Source organism: Eubacterium sp. An11 (genome assembly GCF_002161065.1).
Taxonomy (GTDB): domain Bacteria; phylum Bacillota; class Clostridia; order Lachnospirales; family Lachnospiraceae; genus Anaerobutyricum; species Anaerobutyricum faecale.
Map to the genome: position 1 here is coordinate 75,920 of NZ_NFLV01000007.1, position 24,648 is coordinate 100,567.

General features: G+C 48.5%; 25 protein-coding genes and 1 pseudogene. 4 read left to right on the forward strand and 22 right to left on the reverse strand.

Features of this window, described 5'->3' with window-relative positions:
- The first annotated feature begins 230 nt into the window (after positions 1-230).
- Positions 231-470 (forward strand): HPr family phosphocarrier protein, encoded by a 240-nt coding sequence (locus B5E53_RS07695; protein WP_087313784.1) that lies wholly within the window; start codon positions 231-233, stop codon positions 468-470.
- A gap of 326 nt (positions 471-796) precedes the next feature.
- On the opposite strand, the gene B5E53_RS07700 is transcribed toward B5E53_RS07695, so the two are convergent.
- Complete coding sequence (locus B5E53_RS07700; RefSeq protein ID WP_087313786.1) at positions 797-1,318, reverse strand: peptidylprolyl isomerase; 522 nt, start codon at positions 1,316-1,318, stop codon at positions 797-799.
- 299 nt (positions 1,319-1,617) lie between these two features.
- On the opposite strand from B5E53_RS07700, the gene B5E53_RS07705 reads away from it, so the two are divergent.
- Positions 1,618-2,430 (forward strand): HAD family hydrolase, encoded by an 813-nt coding sequence (locus B5E53_RS07705; protein ID WP_087313788.1) that lies wholly within the window; start codon positions 1,618-1,620, stop codon positions 2,428-2,430.
- Here the strand turns inward: B5E53_RS07705 and B5E53_RS07710 are convergent, their stop codons facing one another.
- From B5E53_RS07710 to B5E53_RS07755, 10 genes are all read right to left on the reverse strand, one after another.
- Positions 2,431-3,609, reverse strand: a complete 1,179-nt coding sequence (locus tag B5E53_RS07710; protein ID WP_087313790.1) for an ATP-binding cassette domain-containing protein — start codon at positions 3,607-3,609, stop codon at positions 2,431-2,433.
- 18 nt (positions 3,610-3,627) lie between these two features.
- Positions 3,628-4,302 (reverse strand): molybdate ABC transporter permease subunit, encoded by a 675-nt coding sequence (gene modB, locus B5E53_RS07715; protein ID WP_087313792.1) that lies wholly within the window; start codon positions 4,300-4,302, stop codon positions 3,628-3,630.
- An 82-nt stretch (positions 4,303-4,384) separates the two neighbouring features.
- Entirely contained in the window at positions 4,385-5,278 is an 894-nt protein-coding gene (modA, locus tag B5E53_RS07720; protein ID WP_140401459.1) for a molybdate ABC transporter substrate-binding protein, read from the reverse strand.
- Between the two features lie 91 nt (positions 5,279-5,369).
- The gene (locus B5E53_RS07725) at positions 5,370-6,485 is read right to left on the reverse strand and encodes a helix-turn-helix transcriptional regulator (RefSeq protein ID WP_087313794.1); all 1,116 of its coding nucleotides are present in this window, start codon (positions 6,483-6,485) and stop codon (positions 5,370-5,372) included.
- Positions 6,475-8,157 (reverse strand): [FeFe] hydrogenase, group A, encoded by a 1,683-nt coding sequence (locus tag B5E53_RS07730; protein ID WP_087313796.1) that lies wholly within the window; start codon positions 8,155-8,157, stop codon positions 6,475-6,477. Before B5E53_RS07730 ends, B5E53_RS07725 begins: the two co-directional genes overlap by 11 nt.
- A gap of 12 nt (positions 8,158-8,169) precedes the next feature.
- Positions 8,170-10,053, reverse strand: a complete 1,884-nt coding sequence (locus B5E53_RS07735; RefSeq protein ID WP_087313798.1) for an NADH-quinone oxidoreductase subunit NuoF — start codon at positions 10,051-10,053, stop codon at positions 8,170-8,172.
- Positions 10,054-10,097: 44 nt separating this feature from the next.
- A complete protein-coding gene (locus B5E53_RS07740; RefSeq protein WP_087313800.1) occupies positions 10,098-10,574 on the reverse strand; it encodes an NAD(P)H-dependent oxidoreductase subunit E in 477 nt (158 codons plus the stop codon).
- 384 nt (positions 10,575-10,958) lie between these two features.
- On the reverse strand, positions 10,959-11,330 hold the full coding sequence (locus B5E53_RS19175; RefSeq protein WP_162611839.1) for a hypothetical protein: 372 nt from the start codon (positions 11,328-11,330) through the stop codon (positions 10,959-10,961).
- A gap of 324 nt (positions 11,331-11,654) precedes the next feature.
- The gene (locus tag B5E53_RS07750; RefSeq protein ID WP_087313802.1) at positions 11,655-12,908 is read right to left on the reverse strand and encodes a diaminopimelate decarboxylase; all 1,254 of its coding nucleotides are present in this window, start codon (positions 12,906-12,908) and stop codon (positions 11,655-11,657) included.
- Positions 12,909-13,050: 142 nt separating this feature from the next.
- A complete protein-coding gene (locus tag B5E53_RS07755) occupies positions 13,051-13,764 on the reverse strand; it encodes a TrmB family transcriptional regulator (RefSeq protein ID WP_087313883.1) in 714 nt (237 codons plus the stop codon).
- Positions 13,765-14,104: 340 nt separating this feature from the next.
- On the opposite strand from B5E53_RS07755, the gene B5E53_RS07760 reads away from it, so the two are divergent.
- Positions 14,105-14,509, forward strand: coding sequence for a BMC domain-containing protein (locus B5E53_RS07760; RefSeq protein ID WP_087313804.1), 405 nt, complete (start codon positions 14,105-14,107; stop codon positions 14,507-14,509).
- Entirely contained in the window at positions 14,506-14,667 is a 162-nt protein-coding gene (locus tag B5E53_RS19180; protein WP_162611840.1) for a hypothetical protein, read from the forward strand. The genes B5E53_RS07760 and B5E53_RS19180 overlap by 4 nt, the downstream gene beginning before the upstream one ends.
- On the opposite strand, the gene B5E53_RS07765 is transcribed toward B5E53_RS19180, so the two are convergent.
- The 11 genes and pseudogenes from B5E53_RS07765 to B5E53_RS19185 all read right to left on the reverse strand — a co-directional run bounded on the left by B5E53_RS07765 (position 14,661) and on the right by B5E53_RS19185 (position 24,604).
- Positions 14,661-15,095, reverse strand: coding sequence for an Hsp20/alpha crystallin family protein (locus B5E53_RS07765; protein WP_087313806.1), 435 nt, complete (start codon positions 15,093-15,095; stop codon positions 14,661-14,663). The two genes, B5E53_RS19180 and B5E53_RS07765, sit on opposite strands and share 7 nt — an antisense overlap.
- Before the next feature lie 377 nt (positions 15,096-15,472).
- Positions 15,473-16,576, reverse strand: a complete 1,104-nt coding sequence (locus B5E53_RS07770; RefSeq protein WP_087313885.1) for a DnaJ C-terminal domain-containing protein — start codon at positions 16,574-16,576, stop codon at positions 15,473-15,475.
- A gap of 91 nt (positions 16,577-16,667) precedes the next feature.
- On the reverse strand, positions 16,668-17,255 hold the full coding sequence (locus tag B5E53_RS07775; RefSeq protein ID WP_087313807.1) for a 50S ribosomal protein L25: 588 nt from the start codon (positions 17,253-17,255) through the stop codon (positions 16,668-16,670).
- 81 nt (positions 17,256-17,336) lie between these two features.
- On the reverse strand, positions 17,337-17,801 hold the full coding sequence (locus tag B5E53_RS07780; RefSeq protein WP_087313809.1) for an Hsp20/alpha crystallin family protein: 465 nt from the start codon (positions 17,799-17,801) through the stop codon (positions 17,337-17,339).
- Positions 17,802-18,107: 306 nt separating this feature from the next.
- Positions 18,108-19,037: a fructosamine kinase family protein gene (locus tag B5E53_RS07785; protein ID WP_087313811.1), complete on the reverse strand. Its 930-nt coding sequence runs from the start codon at positions 19,035-19,037 to the stop codon at positions 18,108-18,110.
- A gap of 35 nt (positions 19,038-19,072) precedes the next feature.
- Positions 19,073-20,911, reverse strand: a complete 1,839-nt coding sequence (glmS, locus tag B5E53_RS07790) for a glutamine--fructose-6-phosphate transaminase (isomerizing) (protein ID WP_087313813.1) — start codon at positions 20,909-20,911, stop codon at positions 19,073-19,075.
- A gap of 29 nt (positions 20,912-20,940) precedes the next feature.
- Complete coding sequence (locus tag B5E53_RS07795) at positions 20,941-21,468, reverse strand: VanZ family protein (protein WP_087313816.1); 528 nt, start codon at positions 21,466-21,468, stop codon at positions 20,941-20,943.
- Positions 21,469-21,591: 123 nt separating this feature from the next.
- Complete coding sequence (locus B5E53_RS07800; RefSeq protein ID WP_343215611.1) at positions 21,592-22,353, reverse strand: hypothetical protein; 762 nt, start codon at positions 22,351-22,353, stop codon at positions 21,592-21,594.
- Between the two features lie 136 nt (positions 22,354-22,489).
- The gene (locus B5E53_RS07805) at positions 22,490-23,323 is read right to left on the reverse strand and encodes a hypothetical protein (RefSeq protein WP_343215612.1); all 834 of its coding nucleotides are present in this window, start codon (positions 23,321-23,323) and stop codon (positions 22,490-22,492) included.
- Between the two features lie 298 nt (positions 23,324-23,621).
- Positions 23,622-24,203, reverse strand: a pseudogene (locus tag B5E53_RS07810) (UDP binding domain-containing protein); the annotation flags it as partial.
- A gap of 227 nt (positions 24,204-24,430) precedes the next feature.
- A complete protein-coding gene (locus B5E53_RS19185) occupies positions 24,431-24,604 on the reverse strand; it encodes a hypothetical protein (protein WP_162611841.1) in 174 nt (57 codons plus the stop codon).
- Positions 24,605-24,648: the final 44 nt, after the last annotated feature.

A 24,648-nucleotide genomic window follows, 5' to 3' on the forward strand; every position in this document is an offset into this window, starting at 1 on the left:
CCTATTTATCCTATGCCCGGCAAAAAAAATTATGTTATTTTTTCCATCTTGATTTTTTTTTTCGAAGTGATAACATAAAATCGTTCCTTGAAGAACACCTCATCTGCACACGACAGAACGAGGATAAAAAAGACATGTTTTTTACGAAACAGATAACAGATTTTAAGAATATTCCGTTAGAAGACACATACAACTGATTTTGAGGATTGCGGCACACGGAGGGAAGAACAATGACCACAGCTACCGTCAACATTGATTCTTTAGACAAGATTCAGGCTTTCGTTAAAATCATCAATGAGTATAACGGCCGTTTTGATTTGGTATCCGGCTGTTCCAGAGTAAATGCGAAGTCCATTATGGGCATTTTCAGTCTGGATATCTCACGTCCTTTACACCTGAATATTTATAACGATGAAAATGCAGCCTATGTGACAGATGCTATTTCCGCATTTATCATCAACGGCCGCTAACGCAGCTACCGCACAAGTTCATACAGATAACAAGATCGCAGGCCCGACAGCATCTCATTTGTATCCCTTAACCATCACCCGCTGCCCCTCCGCCGGATCTTTATATAAATTCAAAACAGGACAGGAAAGTCATTCCCTGCCCCGTTTTTTTATTTCATGGAAAACTGTGTTTTCTATGAAATAAAAAACGCTCCGCGAGGATCGCACTGCAGCGGATTGGAAGATGTCGCTGAAGCGACCCGCCGCAGGCGAAGAATCCTGCTTTGCAGGATCCTTTCTTAATTTTACGCTTTTCCCCATTAAACCGGCAAACAGCCGGTCATCTCTCAGCGTTCGATTTTCTCCGGTTCCGGATATTCCTCTCCGAAAGTATCCACGGTCACCGTCTTCATGACCTGTTTGTGATACGGAGAATCCCCAAACGTCTTTTCGCAGGCGATTCTGTCCACCACATCCATACCTTCGATAATCTTTCCAAAAGCGGCGTACTCACCGTCCAGATGCGGCGCCGGTTTATGCATGATAAAGAACTGAGAACCGGCGGAATCCGGCATCATCGCCCTTGCCATGGAAAGCACGCCTTCCTCGTGTTTCAGCGGATTATCAAAACCGTTGCTTCTAAACTCGCCCTTGATGCTGTAGCCCGGGTTGCCCGTGCCGTTTCCCAGCGGACATCCGCCCTGAATCATAAATCCCTTGATAATACGGTGGAAGGTCAGCCCGTCATAGAACCCCTTCTTTACCAGAGAGATAAAGTTATTGACTGTATTAGGAGCAATTTCCGGATACAGTTCCGCTTTCATCACATCGCCGTTTTCCATTGTGATCGTTACAACTGGATTTGCCATACTACTTCTTCCTTTCTGTGCATGATCTGCATGATATTATACGCTTCACCGCGTACAACTGCGTCGGAATATATCATAACATATTTGCTATCGTCCGCCAAGACAGGGATTGGCAGGCCGCAAAAATATACTGTCCGGCAAACGCGCCGCCTCTTGCATTTTCCGCTGTTCTTTTTTATAATAAGTCTCTGGCATCCGCCGACGCCCGGGGCATGCTTTCTGCTTTATGACAAAAGCGGCCGTCGGCGCCATATCGGCAAAAGCCGGAACAGTCTTAAATTTTGTATACAAAGGAGTTTATGATGGATAGAAAATTATTATTTTTTGATATTGACGGCACGCTGCTGGCCGGCGGGATTCCCGGATATATCCCGGAAAGCGCCATCCAGGGCCTCAGACAGGCCCAGGCCAACGGGCACTATCTTTTTATCAACAGCGGACGCACCTATTCTTTTATGCCGGAGGCAATTAAAGAGTTTCCCTTTGACGGTTACATATGCGGATGCGGCACAGAGGTGATCTTTCAGGGAGAATCCCTTTTCCACAACCGTCTCCCTGATGAAGTACGGTTTGGCCTGAAAGATATTTTGAGAGAAAATCGCATGCACGGCGCTTTCGAAGGACATTCCTCCTGTTTCTTTGACGATTCCGCCACACTGATCCCGCCACTCCAGGGCATCCGGGATGTCTACGCCACCTCCAATACGCCCAATGCCGTGCGTAATTTTGAAGATCCGGAGATGGATTTTGATAAATTTGTGGCGTTCAGCGATGCAGACAGTGATTTCGACAACTTTTTAAAGGCCATCGAGCAATATTTTACCTGCGTGCAGAGAGAACCCATGGGAGACTATCATTTCAATGAGCTGATCCCGAAGAACTGTTCCAAAGCCACAGGCATTGACTTCATGACTAAACATCTGGGCGCATCCCTGGATGACTGCTATGTATTCGGTGACAGCGCCAATGATCTGTCCATGCTGCAGCATGTGAAAAACAGCATCGCCATGGGCAACGCTTATCCGGATGTGCTGGGCAAGACTTCCTATGTGACCACCCGGGTGGACCGGGACGGCATTTATCTTGCCTTAAAACATTTTCATCTGATTTAACTACTGTTTCAGCAATATGATCTTTTCCGGCGGAAAGTAAATTTCCTCCGGAATTTTTTCATGCATTTCTTCCCATTCTTTTTTGGACAGCTTCCACCAGATGGGATGCAGCTCCTCTTCTCCTGAAGAATGATTCGCCCGCCCGGTACTCTCCGGAGAAATGCCCGGTTGGCCGGTATTTTTCATAAAAACGTTCTTCCCGTCAGCATTTTCCGAAGAAACATTTTTCAATATAAGATAAATCTCAAAAGGCGCCTCGGTGATTCTTTCCAGCGCACATTTCATCACATTATCCCTGTCATCGGAAAACGGCCCGGAAACTGTCTCAAAATCGTGGGCCCGCAATCCCACATGGGTGATATCTTCCGCGATGACATCTTTCACCCGAAGCTTCACGCCCCAGTCCGTTGCGTACAGTTCATGGGGGCCGAGAACTTCCGCCCGGGACAGATTCTTACAGCCCGTGAGCCTGGCCGCTCCCAGGGTGAGCGGATTCCGAAAAAGTTCTCTTGTACTGCCGGCAATCTCGATGGCCCCGGGGCGCATTACCGCCATTTTCGGACACATCTGATAGATTTCGTCCCGGTTGTGAGAAACCATGAGCACATCTTTCTGATAAGTGGTGGCAAGCATCGCCTTCATCTCCTGCAGCAGCTGTTCCCGCAGATAACTGTCCATGGCAGAAAACGGCTCATCAAGAAGCAGGATATCCGGGTCGGAAGCGATGATCCTCGCCAGAGCCGCCCGCTGCTGCTGACCGCCGGAGAGCCGTACCGGCAGAGCATCCGCCAGCTCTGGTATGTGAAACTGCTCCAGCAGACCCATGATATAATCATTTTTTTCTTTTTGGGAAGCAAATTTCTTCCTGGCGCCGGACAGGCCGGCCTCCACATTCTGCCAGACGGTCATATGAGGAAACAGCGCGTACTGCTGAAAAAGATACCCCACTTTTCTCTTTTGGGGAGACACATTGATTTTCTTTTCTGAGTCATACAGCACCCGGCCATCCAGGGTGATCCTGCCGGAATCCGGCGTCTCGATACCCGCGATACATTTGAGCGTCATGCTCTTTCCGCAGCCGGACGCTCCCAGCAGACCCATACATCCGCTCTCCAGCTCAAACGCTACATTTAATTCAAAATCTTTCAACCGTTTTTTAATATGTACTGAAATTGCCATATCTTCCTGCTTTCTTCCTTATGTCCGGCCGCTGTCCGGAGTTTTCATAGAAAAATAATTCATCATAATCACGACCAGAAATGAAATTCCCACCAGAACCGCCACATAACCGGACGCCTCCCGGGTGTCACCGGAAGCCACCGCGGCATAGACGGCCAGTGGCAGCGTCCTGGTCTTTCCGCTGATATTTCCGGCGATCATGGCTGTGGCTCCGAATTCCCCAAGTCCCCTGGCAAACGCCAGCACCGCGCCGGACACAATCCCGGGCCGCGCCACCGGAAACTGTACTTTCCAGAAAATGTTCCACTCGGACATCCCGAGGGTTCGTCCCGCAGCAAGCAGATCCGGATCCACCTGCTCAAAGGCACCTCTGGCCGCCCGGTACATGAGCGGAAAGGAGATGAGCACCGCCGCCAGCACCGTGGCTTCCCAGGAAAATGCGATCTTTACAGCGAAGTAATCCAGAAGAAACTTTCCCACGGGCCTCCGGATTCCGAAAATGTACAACAAAAAAAATCCGGCCACCGTCGGCGGCAGAACAAGAGGCAGTGTAAACAGACCGTCCAGAATCATTTTTAACTTTTTATTTTGTATACGAAATACCAGTTCCGCCATGGCCGCCCCCAGAAAAAATGTGACGATAATGCTGGCGGAAGCCGTTTTTAAGGAAATGATTACCGGTGACCAATCCATATCGATCATTCCTCTCTACTACAATGTATTTATGTTTCATCTTTTTACGCTCAAAAATAAATTCCGCTATGTTCTATCTCTGTTAATGATCAGCCGTAAATCCAGCCTCCACAAAAATGTTCATGACTTCCCCGCTCTGCAGGAAATCTTCCAGGGTCCGGGCTGCTTCTCTTTTCGTAGTGGCAGTGGTGATACCCACCGGATAAATGACCGGCGTCTGCATCATGGAATCGTCCGCCGTTGCCAAAACAGTCACCTTTTTGTCATCGCCATTGCTGTTCTCCGTCAGGGCATCTGTGGAATACACGATTCCCGCATCGGCGCTTCCCTCGGCGACCCAGGTGAGAACTTCTGTGACACTGTTTCCAAAGCTGGCTTTCTCCGCCACCTCATCATAGATACCAAGGCCGGTGAGAATCTCCCGGGCATATTTTCCTGCTGGCACACTTTCCGGATCTCCCATGGCAACCACATCGGCGTTGGTCAGATCTTCAAACCCTGTCACTTTAGAATCCACGCCTTCCGGCACGATGAGAACCACATCATTTTTCAGAAGATCCACCACGGACGCCTCATCCACCAGACCTTCCTCCACCAGCGTGTCCATATTGGATGTGGCCGCTGACATGAACAAATCCGCCTCCAGTCCGGACTCAATCTGCTGCTGCAGATCGCCGGAACTGGCGTAGGTGCCCTCCACGGTAACACCCGGGTTGGCTTCCTCAAACATCGGGATCAGCTGATCTTCAAATACCGCTTCCAGGCTGGCTGCCGCCGCAATAAGCAGGGTTGTGTCCCCGCCGGCCCTTCCTTCCGCCGCCGTACTCTTCTGAGCATGCTCTGCTCCCGCCGCCTCATTGGCATCCTGTCCTCTGCCGCTGTCAGAACCGGAAGAACCACATCCGGCCATTCCCATGACAAGAGCTGCGCTTAAAGCTACGGTCATACATTTTTTCATCAGAGTACCTTTCTTCATTATTTTCTCCTTTTAATCACGTTTTATATTGTTTTATTACGTTTTATTCTTTTTTATTATACAGACAAACCAATAAAAACTCAATAAAAATCTAATCGGAGTAGATTACCTCTCCCATTCCGGTCACATCATATCCACCCAGGGCAGACACCTCATCCTGGTATTCTTTTGACCGCAGAATGGACATCAGGGTCTGATATGCCGGTCTGGAAAAATCTTCTTTGCGGAAAACCATATCATAGGATTCCTCCTGCTGAAAAACGAAATCAATCCCCGCCACCTGCCGGCTGTGCTTTTCCGTTCCAAGAGCCGCATCGGCTTCTCCCCTGGAAACCGCAGCCGCTGCCTCCAGATGGGAATTGACAATATCATGATATCCCCGCACTTCACTGGTCAGGATGTGACCGGTCCGCAGCTTCTCATCCATCAGCACCCGGGCACCGCTGCCAGGCTCCCGGTTGACAATCCGCACATCCTCTCTTTTCAGATCTTCAAATGTCCGGATGTTTTTGGGATTTCCCTTTTTTACATAGAACCCCTCTTTACGCTTTAACATATGGACCACCACCACATCGGTGCCCGGCAGCATACTGCTGATATAAGGCAGATTATAACTGTCTGTGGCGCCATGCCACAGATGAGCCGTCGCCACATCCACCTGTCCCTGATACATGGCGTAAAGGCCGTTATAACTTCCCTTATACGAACGAAGGGCAGGGCATCCTTCCGGATGGCGGCTCAGGCGGTCCGCCAGCAGATCAAGGACCATATCCTGTCCGCAGATAATGAGCATACCGCTGTCCCGGCCTTTTGTCTCCTGTCCCGGGGAAGAGCGAAAAACTGCATCCGCTGCATTTTCCCGGTTCTTCCAGGACACCGGCGCATCTCCATATCCCCCGGCCGGATACCGGCCACGTCCATCGCGGTTTCCCGCAGATTCTTCGTTCGGCTTTCTGCCGCCATACTGAATATACTCATCCAGATCTTCCTGACGGATACGGAGCTGCTTTCCCAGCTTGGAGGCCTTCAGATCCCCCCGTTTTATCATGTCATAAACGGTATTTTTCTTTACTTTCAAAATCTCTGCCGCTTCCACAACGGTCAACAAGTTCTCACGCATTTCCTGTCCCCTTTCCGTCATCTGCATATTGAAACAGGGAGCAGTCTGTCTCTGCTCCCCGCTTATCATATCATATTTACCATTCATTATGAAGAAGCTTATGCTCCCTGCCTTTCAGGAAACCATTGTAAAGGTTCTGAATGATCGGATTTTCGTTGGAGCGCTTGATCTGCGCCGCGTTGTCAATCTTGTAAATCCCCTCAAACCGGGCCGCCTTGGTCCTCGGTCCGATCGGTACCGGCTGACCGCCGCCGGCCATACAACCCCGTTTGCAGGCCATAACTTCCACAAAATCAAAATGTTCTTCCCCGGCTTTGATCTTTTTCAGAAGTTCATCGGCATTGCGCAGTCCGTTGACCACTCCCAGCCTCAGCTCTCTTCCGTGGAAATCCACCACAGCCTCCTTGACGCCTTCCGTTCCGCGGATTCCGGTGAAACTGACCTTCTCCAGATCTTCCACCGCGCTGCTGTCAATGAGCCGGCGGAGCACTGCCTCGGTGACGCCGCCGGTAACTCCGAAGATGGCGCCGGCGCCGGAGGACAGTCCAAACGGCATATCCAGAGCTTCTGACGGCATCTGCGCCAGATCAATGCCGGCTTCCTTGATCATACGGGTGATCTCTGTGGTGGTGAGGACCAGATCCACATTCTGCTCACCGTCGGTGTAATGCTCCGGCCGGAGGATCTCCGCTTTCTTCGCCGTACAAGGCATGATCGAAATCACCATGGTCTTTCTGGTATCTTCTTTGTTCAGGCGGGCCTCCTCCTTGATCAGCGCCCCGAACATCTCCTGCGGAGAACGGCAGGTGGAAATATTCTTTCTGAACTCCGGATATTTATTCTCACAAAACTTCACCCAGGCCGGACAACAGGACGTAAAAAGCGGAAGGTTCTCTCCGGCTTCCAGCCGTTCCACGAACTCTTTCGCTTCTTCCATGACTGTCAGATCCGCCCCGAAATTGGTGTCATATATTTCATCAAAGCCCATGCGCCTGAGAGCCGCCACCAGCTGCCCAAGAGCATTTTCTCCTTTTGGAATACCAAACTTATCGCCCACAGCCACCCGGACAGCCGGCGCGATCTGCGCCACGACCCGCACATTTTTATCTGCCAGAGCCAGCCAGACCGGATGGATATTCTGTTTGATGGTGATGGCGCCGGTCGGACATACCACCCGGCACTGACCGCAGCCCACACAGTCTGTCTCCGAAAGCGTTCTGTTGAAGGCCGGCATCACCTGCATTTTGGAACCCCGGTAGGCAAAGTCCAGAATGCCCAGTCCCTGAATCTCATCGCAGGTACGCACACAGTCTCCGCAGAGAATACATTTATTCGGGTCCCGGACGATACAGTCGGAACTTTCATCCAGCGGAAGCACTGGTTTGTTATTTTCAAAACGTATGTAGCTGACGCCCAGCTGTTTTGCCAGATTCTGCAGGGTACAGACACCGTTTTTCTTACAGGTGGTACAGTCCCGGCAGTGGGAGGACAGCAGCAGTTCCAGAATCATCTTTCTGTGATGCTGCAGCCGCGGCGTATTGGTATAGATCACCATTCCGTCTCTCGGCACCTCTGAGCAGGAAGCAAAAATCTTTCCCCGGTCATCTTCCACCACGCACATACGGCAGGCGCCGTAGGTGGAAAGCTCTGAGTGATAACAGAAGGTAGGCAGGTTGATCCCGGATTTACGGATGACGGAAAGCACATTTTTCTCATCATCAAAGGCAACTTTTCGATTGTTGATCGTCATATATTTCATAGTCTCACCCTCCTACGCTTCAATGTGAATGGCACCAAACGCGCAGGCACTCTCACAGGCGCCGCACTTGATACATCTGGAATTATCAATCACATAAGGTTCCTTAATCTTTCCGCTGATGGCTCCCACCGGACAGTTTCTCGCACACTTGGAACATCCCTTACAGCGGGTCGGACTGATGACAAACCGGCGCAGCGCCGTACAGTTCTTCGCCGCACATTTCTTATCCACCACATGCTGTACATATTCTTCCCGGAACAGGCGGAGCGTACTCATGACCGGCAGCGCCGCACTCTTTCCGAGGCCACAGAGGGCGGTGTCGGTGATGGTCGTCGCCAGCTCCTCCAGAAGATCCAGATCTTCCAGAGTTCCGTTTCCGGCCACAATCCGCTCCAGAATCTCCAGCATCCGCTTCGTGCCCTCCCGGCACGGAACACATTTGCCACAGCTTTCATTCTGTGTAAAATTCATGAAAAATCTCGCCACTTCCACCATACAGGTGTTGCTGTCCATGACCACAAGACCGCCGGAACCGATCATCGCTCCCATTTTCTTCAAAGAATCAAAGTCCAGGCTCACATCCAGATGCGGCGTGATAAGACAGCCGCCGGACGGTCCGCCGATCTGCACCGCCTTGAAATCCGCATCCCCCTTGATACCGCCTCCGATATCAAAGATCACTTCCCGGAGGGTGGTTCCCATCGGCACCTCGATCAGTCCCGTGTTCTTCACGCTTCCGGTCAGAGCAAATGCCTTGGTTCCCGGACTCTTCTCCGGCCCGATGGTCTTATACCATGCGGCGCCGTTTAAAATGATCATCGGCACGTTGGCAAAGGTCTCCACATTGTTGAGCACCGTCGGCTTCGCGAAAAGCCCCTGCTCCACGGTCCGCGGCGGCTTCACCCTCGGCATTCCCCGCTTTCCTTCGATGGACGCGGTCAGGGCACTTCCCTCACCGCAGACGAAGGCGCCGGCGCCCCGGTTGATATGTAAATGGAAGGAAAAATCTGTTCCTAAAATGTTATCTCCCAACAAACCTTTCTCTTCTGCCTGACGGATGGCCAGCTTCAGACGACTGATGGCCAGAGGATACTCCGCGCGCACATAGATATATCCTTCCTGTGCGCCCACCGCGTACGCCGCGATCATCATACCCTCGATCATCTTGTGCGGGTCGCCCTCCATGATACTTCTGTCCATGAACGCGCCCGGATCGCCCTCGTCACCGTTACAGACCACGTACCGGATCTTCTCCTTCTGACCGGCCACCTGTTTCCACTTATATCCGGTCTGGAATCCGCCGCCTCCACGGCCCCTTAAGTTGGATTCCATGATCTCATCGACCACCTCCGACGGCGTCATGTCAAATAAAGCTTTGGCAAAGGCCTGGTATCCGCCGCAGGCGATATATTCCTCAATATGTTCCGCATCAATATGACCGCAGTTTTTCAGCACCAGACGGGTCTGCTTCTTATAAAATGGAATGTCTTCCTGTTTCTGATATTCAATACCATCCTGTTTGTACAGAAGATGACGGATCACATCTCCCTTCTTGATGGTTCTCTCAAAAATAGCCTCGCAGTCATCCACCGACACCTTGGTATACAAAATACCCATCGGCTCGATCCGCATCAAAGGTCCCATCTCGCAAAAACCATGGCAGCCGCTCTTTTTTACTGCCACCGGACCGTTACCATGGGCGATCTCCGGCCCGAACTCCACGGACACATCCGGATACCCCTTGACCAGCTCGCACATTTTCTTATAAATCTCGCCGGAGCCTCCCGCCAGACAGCCCGTGCCGGCACAGATCAAAATTCTGCATTTGCTGACCCCGATCACCTGTTTCGCATATTCTTCCAGCTGATTCAGCGCTTCTCTGTTCTCGATTCTCATTTCTCAATCTCCTTTATACTTTCCAGGGTCTGTATATACAACATCTACTCCTCCGAACGCAGTTCCTGCACCAGCTTCGCAGCCTCATCCGGCGTCATGGAAGGGTATACCTTGTCATTCACTGTCATGACCGGCGCCAGTCCGCAGGCCCCCAAACAGGAAACCGTCTCAATGGTAAACAGCATATCATCGGTGGTCACTTTTTCTTTTGAAAGCCCCAGCTCTGTATACAATCTTTCCAGAATGGTCAGCGATTTTCTCACATGACAGGCGGTACCGTCACAGACCTTAATGACATATTTTCCCTTCGGTTCAAAGGAAAAATTCTCATAAAATGTCGCCACGCTGTACGCCTTGGCTTCCGTGATGCCGATTTTATCCGCCACATAAGACAGCAGTTCCGGCGGAAGATAGCGATATTCACTCTGGATATCCTGAATGATCGGAATCAGAGAGGACTCCCTTGCCCCGTGGGACGCAATAATCTCATCCGCTTTGTCATAATAACTTTGCTCCAGCATAAAACCCTCCTTTAGCTGTCCGACAACAGCTTGCTCCTTCAAGGTTAATATAGTTCTCTCAGCACCTTTTGCTGTAGTTTTCATGTATACATGCACAATACACATCTATTATAGTGTAGAATTGTACGAATTACAATAGAATTTTGTTATCATATTAACAAACTACCACATTTCTGCCTTTTTATATAAATATCAGCATATTTTTTTATATTTTTTTCACAACGAACCTTTTACTATTTTCATCTCAATATCATCCGTTCCTCCAGAAAAAAATTATATTAATATCTTATAGACATTTGTGAAAGTATATGTTATAGTACTTTTACCCACACAAAATGAAAGAGAGGTGATACAATGTCCGAACGGGAACTCTTACAAATGATTTTATCCGAAGTACAAAACACAAACACTGGCCTGAATGATGTCAAATCCGAGATCGCCGACATCAAAACTGATGTAAGCGCTCTCAAAACTGACGTCAGCGCTCTCAAAACCGATGTTGACGATCTGAAAACTGATGTCAATGCTCTCAAAACCGACGTCAGCGCTCTTAAAACTGACGTAAGCGCTCTCAAAACTGACGTAAGCGCTCTTAAAACCGACGTAAGCGCTCTTAAAACCGACGTCAGCGCTCTCAAAACCGATGTCAGCGCTCTTAAAACCGATGTTGACGATCTGAAACTCCGGGCAGCATTGATTGAAACTACCCTGGAAAATGAAACAAACAGAAACATAAGAATTATTGCTGAAGGTCATACCGACTTATCCCGCAAATTAGATCATATACTGCAAATGGAAAGTGAAAAAGAAATGTTTCTGATCCGATTCAATGTCATGGAATCGGAAGTACAGAAAATAAAGCAGCATCTTGACTCAATCGCATAATTTACTATCGACACCTGAAGTTACCGTTTTGATAAATTATATTTCATAAACTAAAAATGATAAACATAGGATCAGAAAAATATAAAGGGGAAAAATCTACTATCCGATTTTTCCCCTTTTTTTGCCCGATATACGCCGATCGGAAGGAAAAAACTTTCCCTTCCGATTATATCCCAAAATCTTTACACAATTATTCTAAAAGTCAAATCCTTCAATTGTCGCAAAATAATCTTCCGGCGTCTCCGCGCGGCGGATCATTCTTGTGCTGCCGTCCTCCTGCAGGAGAATCTCAGCGCTCTTCAGCTTGCCGTTGTAATTATATCCCATGGCAAAACCGTGGGCACCGGTATCGTGAATGACCAGCAGATCTCCGATATCAATCTTCGGCAGCTTCCGGTCAATGGCAAACTTATCGTTATTCTCGCAAAGGGAGCCAACCACATCATACGTGTGATCACAAGGCTCATTCTCCTTACCCATGACCGTGATATGATGATATGCGCCATACATAGCCGGACGCATCAGATTGCAGGCGCAGGCGTCCACGCCGATATATTCTTTATAGGTATGCTTCTCATGAATCGTCTTCACCACCAGATGACCGTGCGGTCCAAGCATATAGCGGCCAAGCTCCGTGAAAATCTTCACATCGCCCATGCCGGCCGGCACCAGAATCTCTTCATAGGCCTGACGGACACCCTCACCGATGGCAAAAATATCGTTCGGCTCTTTGTCTGGCGTATAAGGGATACCGATCCCGCCGGACAGATTGATGAATCCGATATGCACATCCAGATTCTCTTTCAGCTCCACCGCCAGATTAAATAAGATCGCCGCCAGCGTAGGATAATACTCATTGGAAACGGTATTGCTGGCCAGGAAGGAATGGATACCGAACTCCTTCACACCTTCTCTTTTCAGTCTCTTAAAAGCCTCAAAAATCTGCGGTTTGGTCATACCATATTTGGCGTCTCCCGGATTGTCCATGATATCTGTTCCCAGGGAAAAGATTCCGCCCGGATTATAACGGCAGCAGATTCTCTCCGGAATCCCGCAGGCATCTTTCAGGAAATCAATGTGCGTGATATCATCCAGATTGATGATGGCACCCAGCTTCTTTGCCAGCACAAACTCTTCTGCCGGTGTCTCATTGGAAGAAAACATGATGGATTCTCCATCGGCAAAACCGCAGCGATCGCTCATCATCAGCTCTGTCAGAGAAGAACAGTCTGTTCCGCACCCCTCTTCCTTTAAAATCTTTAAAATGGCCGGTGTCGGCGTCGCCTTCACCGCAAAATATTCCCGGAATCCCTTATTCCATGAAAACGCCTTATAAAGATTCCGGGCAGTCTCCCGGATTCCCTTCTCATCATAAAGATGAAATGGCGTCGGGTATTTCTTTACAATCTCTTCCAGCTGTTCTTTGGTCACAAAAGGTTTCTTCTCCATATTTATCCTGTCCTTTCCATATATATTCTTCTATTATCGTTCGATGTGAACATTTCATACCTGTTCTGGCTCTGACCACTGCTGTTTGGCGTGCGCAGCCTTTCAGTCACCGCCGCTCAGACCGCTCTGCTTTCGTGCAGGATCACTGCCGCTTCATGACATCCAGCTGAATCTCATTGGCCAGGGCGTCTTTCAGCAGCTGCACCAGATTGGGATTGGCCGAATACAGGCAGGCCGTCCGTGTCTCCTCCTGCAGTTCACCGGTCAGCGCATAGCTGGAATCCGTGATCAGCCGGATGGAACTTCCCTCGTGGGCCGTGCGGTATACCACCGCGCCTTTCAGCTCGAAAGGCCCCTCCGTAAGCAGGACAACCTTGCGTCCTCTCCCCACCAGATCCTGAAGCTCCTGTTCGAAAAGCGTCAGCGTGGACACAGTACCAAAAAGATACACTCTCTCCTTCGCCTGCCGCAGCATATTTCTGATCTTATCTTCCACATTTCTCCGGCCCCGGATGGTAATATAATGCTCCTCCTGGTGCATTTCCTTCGGAATCTTCTGCTCCAGCTCCTTCGCCGTCTCACTGAGAAAATGAATCTTATTCTCACAGAACTCTTTCACCGGCACCGCTTCATAACGCACAGACTGCTCCTCCAGAACATAGGCAGCGCCCTTATCCACAAGCCCCGCCAGCGCCCCGTAGGCATTAGACCGGGATATTCCAGCCCGCTTCGCCGCTTCGTAGCCGCTCAGACATCCTTCTGTCAGTAAAAGCAGATACACCTTGGCCTCCTGCCTGGTCAGCCCAAAATGCAGCAGCAGCGCAATATTATCGGAAACTCTTCCATCATCAAGCATATTTCCCGCCTCTTTTCCATGCGTAGTACCAGTCGGTACTACTATATAATGTACCGTTTTTTTTGTCAACCTCTTCCCCGCCGTCTTATTGAAAATCTTTTGCATCCCGCCTTTCTTTTTCATCTTTTCTTCTATTAATTACACCTCGTCTATATTCTTTTGCAAAATAACCCTCTTTTTTTAAAAGGATTTCCATTGACAGCATGCACAAAAATGTTAAGATAAATATATCTGATATTGTGAATATAAAATCAAAAACCATATAGCAGAAATATGCATGCAAAAGCAAAGGCTATATAGCAAAAGCAGATGACAGATATGTCAGAAACAGGTGAAATATATGGGAAAAAAATGTGTTGGTCTCATTGAGGCAAGGGGACTGGCCGCCGCCATCGAGGCTGCCGATACCGCCGTCAAATCTGCCAACGTCAAATTATTAGGATATGAATATTCGGGACACAGCGGCATGATCGTTGTCAAGATCGAGGGGACAGCCAGCGCCGTGGAATCCGCCATGAAGGCAGCCGCCCTGTCCGTCAAAAAAATACACAGTTCTTTTTCTGTTGTCAATGTCACCATTCAGAAGTCCGCCCTGGATGAATCTGTATACGACACACTGATCCACAACAAACAGACGGTGGGCGATCCACTGCAGATTGCCTCCGGCAAACGTCCTCAGGGAACCAATCGTCAGGCCAAATGGGTGGGGCACTGGGAACAGAAAGGCGCCTACATCCGCGAATGACAATTCTTATACAGACACAAAAAGCCGCCCGCCGGGCGGCAGTTTTTATACTGCCTCCGGCGGACGGCTATTTTAAGGAAAGTCTGCTGAAAATCTTTATCTATGATTCAAACACTCTTCGTGTGGTGGCTCCCCACTCTTTCTTCACGTATTACTGAATGGTGATGTATTTATTCTCTTCTACCTTCTTGGCTTCCTTCTTCGGAACTGATAACTTCAGGATACCGTTCTCGAACTTCGCCTGAATATCTGCCTCTGTCACATCTTCACCTACATAGAAGCTTCTGCTCATGGTGCCTTCGTAACGTTCTCTTCTGATATAAGCACCTTCGTTATTCTTCTCGTCATTATTTACATTCTTGGCAGCCTGAACAGTCAGATAACCGTCTTTGAGCTGTGCCTTCACATCCTCTTTCTGATAACCCGGAAGCTCGATATCCAGCTCATAACCTTTATCGGTCTCTTTCACATCTGTCTTCATCATACTCCGGGAACCATTTCCATAAAAAGCTCTGTCAAATGCAGGGAATGAAAAATCCATCCAGTCATCAAATAAATTCTCTCCAAAAATACTAGGCATTAACATAAAACATCGCTCCTTCTTCTATTGAATGTGTTTGTCAAAATCACTTTGACTGCAAATTTATCTTTGGAACTCCGGTCCGGGCTTCTTAAGAAGTATCTCTTCTTTGTATCCCCTTCCTTTGTTCTAGATGTAATATAACACTTATTGTTAGCCATGTCAAGACTTGAGTGCTAATTTTTTGTGAACATTTTGTGAACAATATTTTCAACACCCAAAAAAGCCACCGACCGGAGTATTCATCTCGGCCAATGGCTCTAAGGTAATAAAACGGCATACTTTCGCCAAAGCATGCCGTCTACATTCATCAAATCTATCTGATTAATATCATTTATTATTTATCGGTTGTATCTATGTGAACGCTTTAAAAGCTGTTGTTGTTACGCTGCGCTTCCCGTCCCGAAGCTACTGCTTCCCTGGGACTTACAAGCCTGTTCAAACTCTCTCAGCTTACGCTGTGCTTCTCTGCTTAAGTTCGTCGGCACCTGAATCTGTATGGTGACGTACTGATCGCCCCGCACAGATGTGCTGCCCATCTTCACAATGCCTTTGCCCCGCAGACGGATCTTCGTACCCGACTGGGTGCCCGGACGAATCTTGCACATAACTCTTCCGTCGATGGTCTGCACGGATACTTCGCCTCCGAATACTGCCGTGGTAAACGGAACAGACGCCGTGGTGTAAACGTCGGAACCTTCCCGGTGGAATCCCGGTTTATCCTTTACATTTACTTTCAAAATCAGGTCGCCCGGCTCACCGCCGCCGACTCCCGGCTGCCCTTTGCCGCGAAGACGGATACTCTTTCCGGACTCAATACCGGCCGGAATGTTCACCTCGTAGGACTGTACCCGGCCATCGCTGCCCTGCAGACGAATGACCTTCTTACCGCCAAAGGCCGCCTCATCAAAGGTAACCTCCACTTCGGCGTTCAAATCAGCTCCCTTTCCGGAATATCCGTTTCCGTAATGATCTCCGAAACCAGAGCTTCCATAGCCGCCGCCAAACCCTCCGAAACCGGAACCGTTAAAGCCGCCGCCGAAATTAGAACTGTGGAATCCGGAATTACCGTAACCGGCTCCTCTCGATCCTGAACTGTGGAAATCTGCTCCGCCGAAGCCGCCATTCTTAAACGCTCCGCCGAAGAGATCGCTGAAAAAGTCATCCATGTTCATATTGCCGTCGCCGCTGTGAAAATGGAACTCACGATATCCATTTCCATTATTCTGGCTGTAGCCATAATTGCCGCCACCGCCTTCACTGAAGGCCGCATGACCGAACTGATCGTACATTTTCCGCTTCTCATCGTCACTTAAGACATCGTAAGCCTCCGAAACTTCCTTAAACATTTCCTCCGCATGTTTGTCGTTGGGATTGGTATCCGGGTGATATTTCTTCGCTAATTTACGATACGCCTTTTTAATCTCGGCAGCACTTGCATTTCTTCCAACGCCAAGCACTTCATAGTAATCTCTTTTGGTTGCCATCTTATCACCTTCCTTATCCATTTATTCTCCACAACGAAACACACTTCGCATCTGCGCGACGTCAGGTGTCTTCGTCAAAAAGCACGGCTGCCTATTCTGCAGCTCCGTCTTCTGTCTCTTCGTCATCAGAAGACTCTCTCTTTGCCGCTGTGACTGCCAGTACCTGTGCCTCCGGATCTGTGAGAATATCAATGGCCTCATTTTTAGCGATATCCAGATCTTTCACTCTCACAACATCGCCGACCTTCATATCACCCACATCCAGCACGATCTTCTCTACCAGATGTTCCGGCAGAGCTCTGTACTCAATCTCTTCCAGCTGTTCCTGAACGACGCCGCCATCAATCTTATCTCTATTCTCAATCACTACTTCTGCAACGGACTGTACCTTCTGATTCTTCATCAATGCCTGGAACTCAATCTCCTCCACTACATTGTCCAGAGCATTAAAATGAATCTCTTTAATCAGCACATTGTGAGACTCGCCGTCCACATCCAGCATGATCTGGCTTCCTTTATTATTATTGCTCAGGATATGATTGACTGCTTTCTTTTCCATCTTAACCGGAATCGAACCTTCAATCTCCTTGCCGCAAACGTTACCAGTGATGTAACCTTCTCTTCTCAACCGCTTGGCTTTCTCGCTCATATCTCTTTTCTGCGCTTTTAAAACATCCATCTCTAATACCTCCAATATTAATCTGAAATATTATCCGGGGCGGCCCTGAAGCCGCCCCGGTATGTGATTTTGTGGAATGAATTATCCCTCGATATTGATATATTTATTCTCTTCCACAGCCGGTTTCGCTTCTTTCTTCGGAACGAACAGTTTCAAAATACCATGTTTAAATTCTGCCTTGATATCTTCCTGCGTTACATTATCGCCCACATAGAAGCTTCTCTGGCATGCTCCGGCGTAACGTTCTCTCCGGATATAACGTCCGGTATCTTTCTCCTGTTCATCCTGATCCAGTCCCTTGGCTGCTTCAATGGTCAGATAACCATTTTCAAGAGAAACCTTTACCTCATCTTTCTTAAATCCCGGCAGATCAACTACCAGCTGATAGCCGTCATTCATTTCCTTAATATCGGTTTTCATGATGTGATTTGCTTTTCTTCCGTACAGTTTCTTCTGTGCTTTCTTCATATCTCTGTCATCATAAAACGGAAAATCATCGAAAAAGTCATCAAATAAATTCTCTCCAAAAATACTAGGCATCAACATAAATCATCGCTCCTTTTTCCTTTTGAAAAGTGGATACTTGAAATCCGCTTCATTCGATTTATGAACAAACCACTTCGCGGTCATCGACATTCTCATCATCTGCCATAGCGGACCGCTCCGCTCTGTGCTCACACAATATGTTACCTGGAACTCCGGTCCGGGATTATCATGTACAACTTCTTATCTTTTTATCCCCTTCCTTTGTTCTAGATGTAATATAACACTCATTATTAGCCATGTCAAGCCTTGAGTGCTAATTATTTTGTGAACTTTTTGTGAACAAAAAAAACGGAGCCGAAACTCCGTTTATAATGCATCCACAATCGCCGCCACGCTTCCCAGATAGGAAGCGCCGAACAGATTCAGATGATTCAGCAAGTGATACAGCTGATACAATCTTTTTCTCTCCCGATATCCGGGATCAATGGGATTCACTTCATGATAGGCGTCATAGAAGGCCTGCGGGAATCGCCCGAACAACTCTGTCATGGCCAGATCTGTCTCAAAATCTCCCACATAAGCCGCCGGATCAATGAGCCACGCCCGGCCATCACCGCCGCAGAGCACATTTCCTCCCCACAGATCTCCGTGCACCAGGGAAGGAAATCCCGGCTCCCGAATATAATCATCCAGATGACTGAGGAACCTGTCCAGCTTCCTGCGCAGCCCCGGATTAAAATATCTCTCTGCCATCCGGATCTGCGGCAGCAGGCGACAATCCCGGTAAAAATCAGTCCATCTGGGCTTTGGCGTATTTTTCTGCACCGTAGCACCGATATAATTATCCTCCATAAAACCGTATCTGGTTTCCTCCACGGCAGACGGCTGTTCTTCCGGCGGATGTGTCCGCACGAAATCCATGCAGTCCGCCCGGTGCATCTGCGCCAGCTGCCGCCCGAATACTTCCCAGTAATCCCTGATCTTAGACGCACTGTCTATATAATCAAGCAGCAGAAAGGAAAAGTCTCTCTGCCGGTCGATCCCTGTTCCAAGAAGATCCGGTACCCCGATAGCTCCCGTAGACCGCATAGCCTCAAGTCCCCGCTGCTCGGTCTCAAAAAAACGGGCATTCTTTATCTGATTGGTCTTCATAAAAATCCTCTGCCCGCCGGACAGCCGCAGTTCCCAGGCGTCATTGATATCGCCGCCATAGACCCTCTTCTGTCCCGCAATCTCTGCGTCCGGCCCGAAAGCGGCCCGGAGCGCATCTGAAAGAGAGAAATATGACATATTCATAGCACGATCATCTTCCTTCAATCTCATTTCCTGTTTTATTCCACCGTTACAGACTTAGCCAGGTTTCTCGGCTTATCCACATCCAGTCCCTTGGCCACGCTCACATAATAACCCAAAAGCTGCAGAGGAATGATCGCCAGGGTTGTGGCGAAATGCTCATCGGTCTTCGGCACATAGATCGTAAAGTCCGCCGTATCTTCAATGCTGTAATTGCCATAGGTGGTCACCGCCATCAGGTAGGCTCCCCGGCTTCCCACTTCCACCAGGTTGCTGACCGTCTTCTCAAACAGACGGCTCTGGGTCAGGACGCCCACCACCAGAGTACCATCCTCGATGAGGCTGATGGTCCCGTGTTTCAGCTCCCCGGCCGCATAGGCCTCCGAATGGATATAGCTGACTTCCTTCATCTTCAGGCTGCCCTCCAGACAGATGGCGTAGTCCAGCCCACGGCCGATGAAGAACACATCCTTCGCATTGGCGTACTTGCTGGCAAACCACTGGATCCTCTCCTTATCATCCAGCACTTTCTGGATCTTATCCGGCAGGGTCTCCAGCTCTTTCTGATACATCGCATACTGCTCCTCTGTGATGACTCCCTGCACATATCCGGCCTGCACCGCCAGCAGGTAAGAGACAATCAGCTGGGTGCTGTACGCCTTGGTGGTCGCCACGGCAATCTCCGGACCGGCGTAAGTATAGAGTACATAGTCACTCTCCCGGGCAATGCTGGAGCCCACCACATTGACAATGCCCAGGACCGGCACTCCCTTCTCCTTGGAAAGACGCAGGGCCGCAAGACTGTCCGCCGTCTCCCCGGACTGGGAAATGATAATGACCATGGAATCCTTCATCAGCTTCGGCTCCCGGTACCGGAACTCTGACGCCAGATCCACTTCCACCGCGATATCACTCAAAGACTCCATGACATATTTGGCTGCCATGCCAACATGATAGGCAGAACCACAGGCCACGATATACACCCTCTGCAGCCCTTCGATGATCTCATCAGAAAGCCCCGCTGCAGAAAAATCAATCTGCCCGTCTTTAATATACGCGTTCATAGTATCCCGGACCGCCTTCGGCTGTTCAAAGATCTCCTTTAACATGAAATGTTCATAGCCGCCCTTTTCCGCCGCCTCTTCATTCCACTTGATCTCCACCAGCTCTTTCTCGACCTCATTGCGGTCAATATCATAGAAATGCGCTTCCTCCCTGGTCAGCTCCGCGATCTCCATATTGTCGATATAATATACGTTCCGCACACTGTCCAGGATAGCCGGCACATCAGAAGCGATGAAATATCCGGTCTCATTCTTTCCAATGATCAGCGGACTGTCCTTGCGGGCCGCAAAGATCTTTCCCGGATGATCTTTAAATAAGATACCAAAGGCATAAGAACCACGGATACGGAGCATGGAACGGGTGATCGCTTCCAGCGGAGTGCCTGTCTTCTTATAGTAATAATCAATGAGCTTCGCTGCGATCTCCGTATCTGTCTCCGAATAAAAGGTATATCCTGATTTCAGAAGTTTCTCTTTAAGCTCCTGATAATTCTCAATGATGCCGTTATGCACCAGCACCACAGACTTATCTTCCGTACAATGCGGATGAGCATTCGTCTCCGACGGCTCTCCATGTGTCGCCCAGCGGGTATGCCCGATCCCGCAATTTCCGGCCACGGCATGCCCGTCATCGGTCTTCTCCGACAGAGCATGGAGCCGCCCCTTTGCCTTGATGATCTGGATATTCTCGCTGCCCTCTTCCCGCACTGCAATTCCGGCAGAATCATATCCCCGGTACTCCAGCTTAGAAAGTCCATGTAAAAGTAAAGGCGCCGCCTGATTATCCCCTACGTATCCAACAATTCCACACATAGTATTTCTCCTTTATAAAACTCTAACAACTATCGCAATATTTTATCACAAAACAACCAAAAAGTATACCCAAGCATCATCCCGATGGTATTATTAAACACGTCATCGGTCTCACACAGCCCGGCCTTCAACACAAACTGCATCCCCTCGATCATAGCAGATGTTCCGGCACCAACCAGAACCGCCCTCCACCAGCTGCTTTTCCTCCCCAGCTCTCCATACATCACTCCCATAGGCACAAACAAAATGATATTATTGAGAATCTGGAAAACCCAGAACAGACTTCCTGCCAGCGCCAGCCGATACTCCCACAAAAAAGTCAGCATCACCCTTCTCTCCGCGAAAGGCTCCCGGCTCAATATCGTGACATACAATAAAATCAGTATATAAAAAAGAAAAGAGAGTCCAATAAAATACCGATACATTTTCCCTGTGATCCGGGGCACTCCGCCCCTCCCTGCTGCCGCCATCTTAAAAAAGACAAACAAAAGCAGCCACACCAGTAACATCACATAACAGTTATTTTTAATGAACTCCCATAAAAATTGAAACCTCAAACGACAACCCTTTCCGTCTGCTGTATATTTTCCTATCCTAATCCACAGTTATCCATTCCCAAACGCATTGATTATACCAAACATTACCTTATTATACAAATGCATTTTATGTAGGAAAGTGTGTCACTTCAGCGGTATCATCCCCTCTGCCAGCCATTCCTGCACAATACTCACACTTTCCTTCACTCCCCTGGCTATCTGCTCCACCGGCAGACCCATTTCCGCCAGAGAAATCACCGTTGCTCTCTTGGCTTTTTTCTCTCCGCGTTCTTCTCCGATTCTCTCTCCACGCATCATTCCTTCGTTATAAATCTCATCCATTTCCTGACACATACTATACACCCCTTCCTCTGTCTCCTTTAATTCCCGTACTCTCCTCGCCAGCACTTCACTGTACATCTCACTGGCATCTTGGCAGTGAAAGTCATGCATCAAACGCCCCAATTCCGTTTCTTCATCCTGCATCGCCGCATTCACATATATGATATGAGAGCCATCTTCAAACTCTGCGCCTGTCTCTCCTACTACCCGTTCAATTCTACTGACAGGAAGTCCACATCCTAAAGTATCTTCCCTGGTAATAAAGATCACATAACTGTCTGGCAGTTCGTCAAAGTCATGTCCCGGCTCCAGTGTATTCATATCAACAAGACCGCTGTGATACCGCGACCGCCGGGGCGACGCTCCCTCGTTCTTCTGCTGAACCTCAACATCATATCTTTTGTCTTCGACATCCCGGGCTACACAGTCCAAAATAGCCGACCGTCCCTGCAGATTCTTGTAATCCTTCTGTACAACGCTGTCCACCACATGCAAGTCTTTTCTACCCATGATCACCTGAAGAACATACTCCACACACTCTATGTGCTTGAACACATTTCTCATGAAAGTATCAGACATTAATGTGAAGTTCTTAATGATATCCCTGTATCGCCGATAACGCCTTTACAGTTCTTCATCAGAAAATATCTCTCCTGGATATTGGTTTACTGTTTCTCCTCACTATTTTATCACAGAAAGATTATTTCAACACTGTCATCCCTTCTGCAATCCACCCCTGTACAATTCCCACGCTTTCCCTCACCCCTCTGGCTATCTGCTCTACCGGCAGACCCATTTCCGCCAAAGAAATCGCTGTGGCTTTTTTGGCTTTTTGCTCTCCACGCATGATTCCTTCGTTATAAATCTCATCCATCTCCTGGCACATGCTATACACCCCTTTCTCTGTTTCTTTTAATTCCCGTACTCTCCTCGCCAGCACTTCACTGTACATCTCATCGGCATCCTTGCAATGAAAATCATGCATCAAGCGCCCCAGTTCTGTTTTCTCGTCTTTCATCGCTGCATTCACATATATGATATGCGAGCCATCCGCAAACTCCTCTCCTGTCTCTCCAATCGTCCGTTCAATTCTACTGAGCGGGAGTCCACATCCCAGCGTGTCTCCTCTCGTGACAAAGATCACATAACTGTCCGGCAGTTCGTCAAAGTCATGTCCCGCTTCCAGTGTGTTCATATCAACAAGACCGCTGTGATACCGCGACCGCCGGGGCGACGCCCCCTCGTTCTTCTGCTGAACCTCAACATCATATCTTTTGTCTTCGACATCCCGGGCTACACAGTCCAGAATAGCCGACCTCCCCTGCAGATTCTTATAATCTTTCTGTACGACACTTTCCACCACATGCAAGTCGTTCCTGCCCATGATCACCTGAAGAACATACTCCACACACTCTATGTGCTTGAACACATTTCTCATGAAAGTATCAGACATTAATGTGAAGTTCTTAATGATATCCTTGTACCTTTCATATCTCTTCGCTATCTCACCTTCCGATGATACATCTGCAATCAAAATATTCCTTTTCTTTTCCGTCCCGATGGCCTCCTTCCCCCTTTGTGCCCGTCTTCTATTTCTGTCTATGGAAAGGCGCCCTCACCAGTTATATTCTATCTCATCCCTTCCTGACTCTTTAAATGTGATGTATCATCTTTTCCTGTTTAGCGCAGCTTGGCCAAACAGAAGGTTGTTTTCTAAGAGTGTAATATTTTTACTATCATTATACTTTTCGTCCTATTGTCTGTCAATACGTCAAAACGTATTCTGGACAAAAAAATTTGCCGGCAGCCGAAACTGCCGACAATTATAATTTTTAATCTCTCCTGAAAATATCTCTGGTATATACTTTATCCTTCACGTCGTCCAGGCAGCTGTCATATCGGTTGGCGATAATGGCCGCACTCTGCTCTTTGAAAGATTCCAGATCATTGACGATGCGGCTGCCAAAAAATGTACTGCCGTCTTCCAACGTCGGCTCATAAACAATGACCGTAGCTCCTTTGGCTTTGATCCGTTTCATGACGCCCTGGATACTGCTCTGACGGAAGTTATCGGAGTTGCTCTTCATGGTGAGGCGGTATACACCGATGACGATTTCTTTCTCCATGCTGGCGTCGTATTCGCTGTTGGCGCCGTAGCCCCCGGCCAGTTCCAGCACGCGGTCCGCGATGAAATCCTTTCTGGTCCGGTTGCTCTCCACGATTGCCTCAATGAGGTTTTCCGGCACATCCTGATAGTTGGCCAGCAGCTGTTTGGTGTCTTTTGGCAGACAGTAGCCGCCGTAGCCGAAGGACGGGTTGTTGTAATGAGAACCAATACGCGGATCCAGGCAGACGCCCTCGATAATCTGCCGGGTGTTCAGTCCCTTCATCTCCGCATAGGTATCCAGCTCATTCGACTCTAATCTGTATAATATATATCGTCTGTAATCAGCAACTTCCTGGTTTTCATCAAGATGATGCCAACTTCATAGTCTATCTAACGAAACGCAATTATGGATTCAAATCTTTCCTATATTATTGTGTCTCCAGTAAGATATACATCAAAGACATGCGAGAAAGTCCTATATAATAATCTTTATGTTTTACGTTAGTCTCTTTTCAGACAGCCCTTTACTTGTATTCATTTGGTTTGCATACTTTTTGTTCGTTTCAAACCAAGTGCAATCTTCCTTTCATTTTTTTGAATATTTTTTTCTATCCTCCTGTTCATCTCAGATGTATGCTTCACCAATCCATCTGTACTGAAATTACCGCTTGTTCTAATTGAGGTAATTACCGACTTTTTCAAATTCATTGGAACCCAGTCTCCCTTCTTCCAAAACACTTTTCAAAATTTTC

Excerpts from the sequence above, each read along its gene's own strand:
- B5E53_RS07695 (WP_087313784.1), top strand. The coding sequence starts at position 231 with ATGACCACAGCTACCGTCAACATTGATTCTTTAGACAAGATTCAGGCT.
- B5E53_RS07700 (WP_087313786.1), bottom strand. The coding sequence starts at position 1,318 with ATGGCAAATCCAGTTGTAACGATCACAATGGAAAACGGCGATGTGATG.
- B5E53_RS07705 (WP_087313788.1), top strand. The coding sequence starts at position 1,618 with ATGATGGATAGAAAATTATTATTTTTTGATATTGACGGCACGCTGCTG.
- B5E53_RS07710 (WP_087313790.1), bottom strand. The coding sequence starts at position 3,609 with ATGGCAATTTCAGTACATATTAAAAAACGGTTGAAAGATTTTGAATTA.
- modB (WP_087313792.1), bottom strand. The coding sequence starts at position 4,302 with ATGGATTGGTCACCGGTAATCATTTCCTTAAAAACGGCTTCCGCCAGC.
- modA (WP_140401459.1), bottom strand. The coding sequence starts at position 5,278 with ATGAAGAAAGGTACTCTGATGAAAAAATGTATGACCGTAGCTTTAAGC.
- B5E53_RS07725 (WP_087313794.1), bottom strand. The coding sequence starts at position 6,485 with ATGAATGGTAAATATGATATGATAAGCGGGGAGCAGAGACAGACTGCT.
- B5E53_RS07730 (WP_087313796.1), bottom strand. The coding sequence starts at position 8,157 with ATGAAATATATGACGATCAACAATCGAAAAGTTGCCTTTGATGATGAG.
- B5E53_RS07735 (WP_087313798.1), bottom strand. The coding sequence starts at position 10,053 with ATGAGAATCGAGAACAGAGAAGCGCTGAATCAGCTGGAAGAATATGCG.
- B5E53_RS07740 (WP_087313800.1), bottom strand. The coding sequence starts at position 10,574 with ATGCTGGAGCAAAGTTATTATGACAAAGCGGATGAGATTATTGCGTCC.
- B5E53_RS19175 (WP_162611839.1), bottom strand. The coding sequence starts at position 11,330 with ATGACCTTCAGCAATAATTCTTATGTTTCTGTTTGTTTCATTTTCCAG.
- B5E53_RS07750 (WP_087313802.1), bottom strand. The coding sequence starts at position 12,908 with ATGGAGAAGAAACCTTTTGTGACCAAAGAACAGCTGGAAGAGATTGTA.
- B5E53_RS07755 (WP_087313883.1), bottom strand. The coding sequence starts at position 13,764 with ATGCTTGATGATGGAAGAGTTTCCGATAATATTGCGCTGCTGCTGCAT.
- B5E53_RS07760 (WP_087313804.1), top strand. The coding sequence starts at position 14,105 with ATGGGAAAAAAATGTGTTGGTCTCATTGAGGCAAGGGGACTGGCCGCC.
- B5E53_RS19180 (WP_162611840.1), top strand. The coding sequence starts at position 14,506 with ATGACAATTCTTATACAGACACAAAAAGCCGCCCGCCGGGCGGCAGTT.
- B5E53_RS07765 (WP_087313806.1), bottom strand. The coding sequence starts at position 15,095 with ATGTTAATGCCTAGTATTTTTGGAGAGAATTTATTTGATGACTGGATG.
- B5E53_RS07770 (WP_087313885.1), bottom strand. The coding sequence starts at position 16,576 with ATGGCAACCAAAAGAGATTACTATGAAGTGCTTGGCGTTGGAAGAAAT.
- B5E53_RS07775 (WP_087313807.1), bottom strand. The coding sequence starts at position 17,255 with ATGGATGTTTTAAAAGCGCAGAAAAGAGATATGAGCGAGAAAGCCAAG.
- B5E53_RS07780 (WP_087313809.1), bottom strand. The coding sequence starts at position 17,801 with ATGTTGATGCCTAGTATTTTTGGAGAGAATTTATTTGATGACTTTTTC.
- B5E53_RS07785 (WP_087313811.1), bottom strand. The coding sequence starts at position 19,037 with ATGAATATGTCATATTTCTCTCTTTCAGATGCGCTCCGGGCCGCTTTC.
- glmS (WP_087313813.1), bottom strand. The coding sequence starts at position 20,911 with ATGTGTGGAATTGTTGGATACGTAGGGGATAATCAGGCGGCGCCTTTA.
- B5E53_RS07800 (WP_343215611.1), bottom strand. The coding sequence starts at position 22,353 with ATGAGAAATGTGTTCAAGCACATAGAGTGTGTGGAGTATGTTCTTCAG.
- B5E53_RS19185 (WP_162611841.1), bottom strand. The coding sequence starts at position 24,604 with ATGAATTTGAAAAAGTCGGTAATTACCTCAATTAGAACAAGCGGTAAT.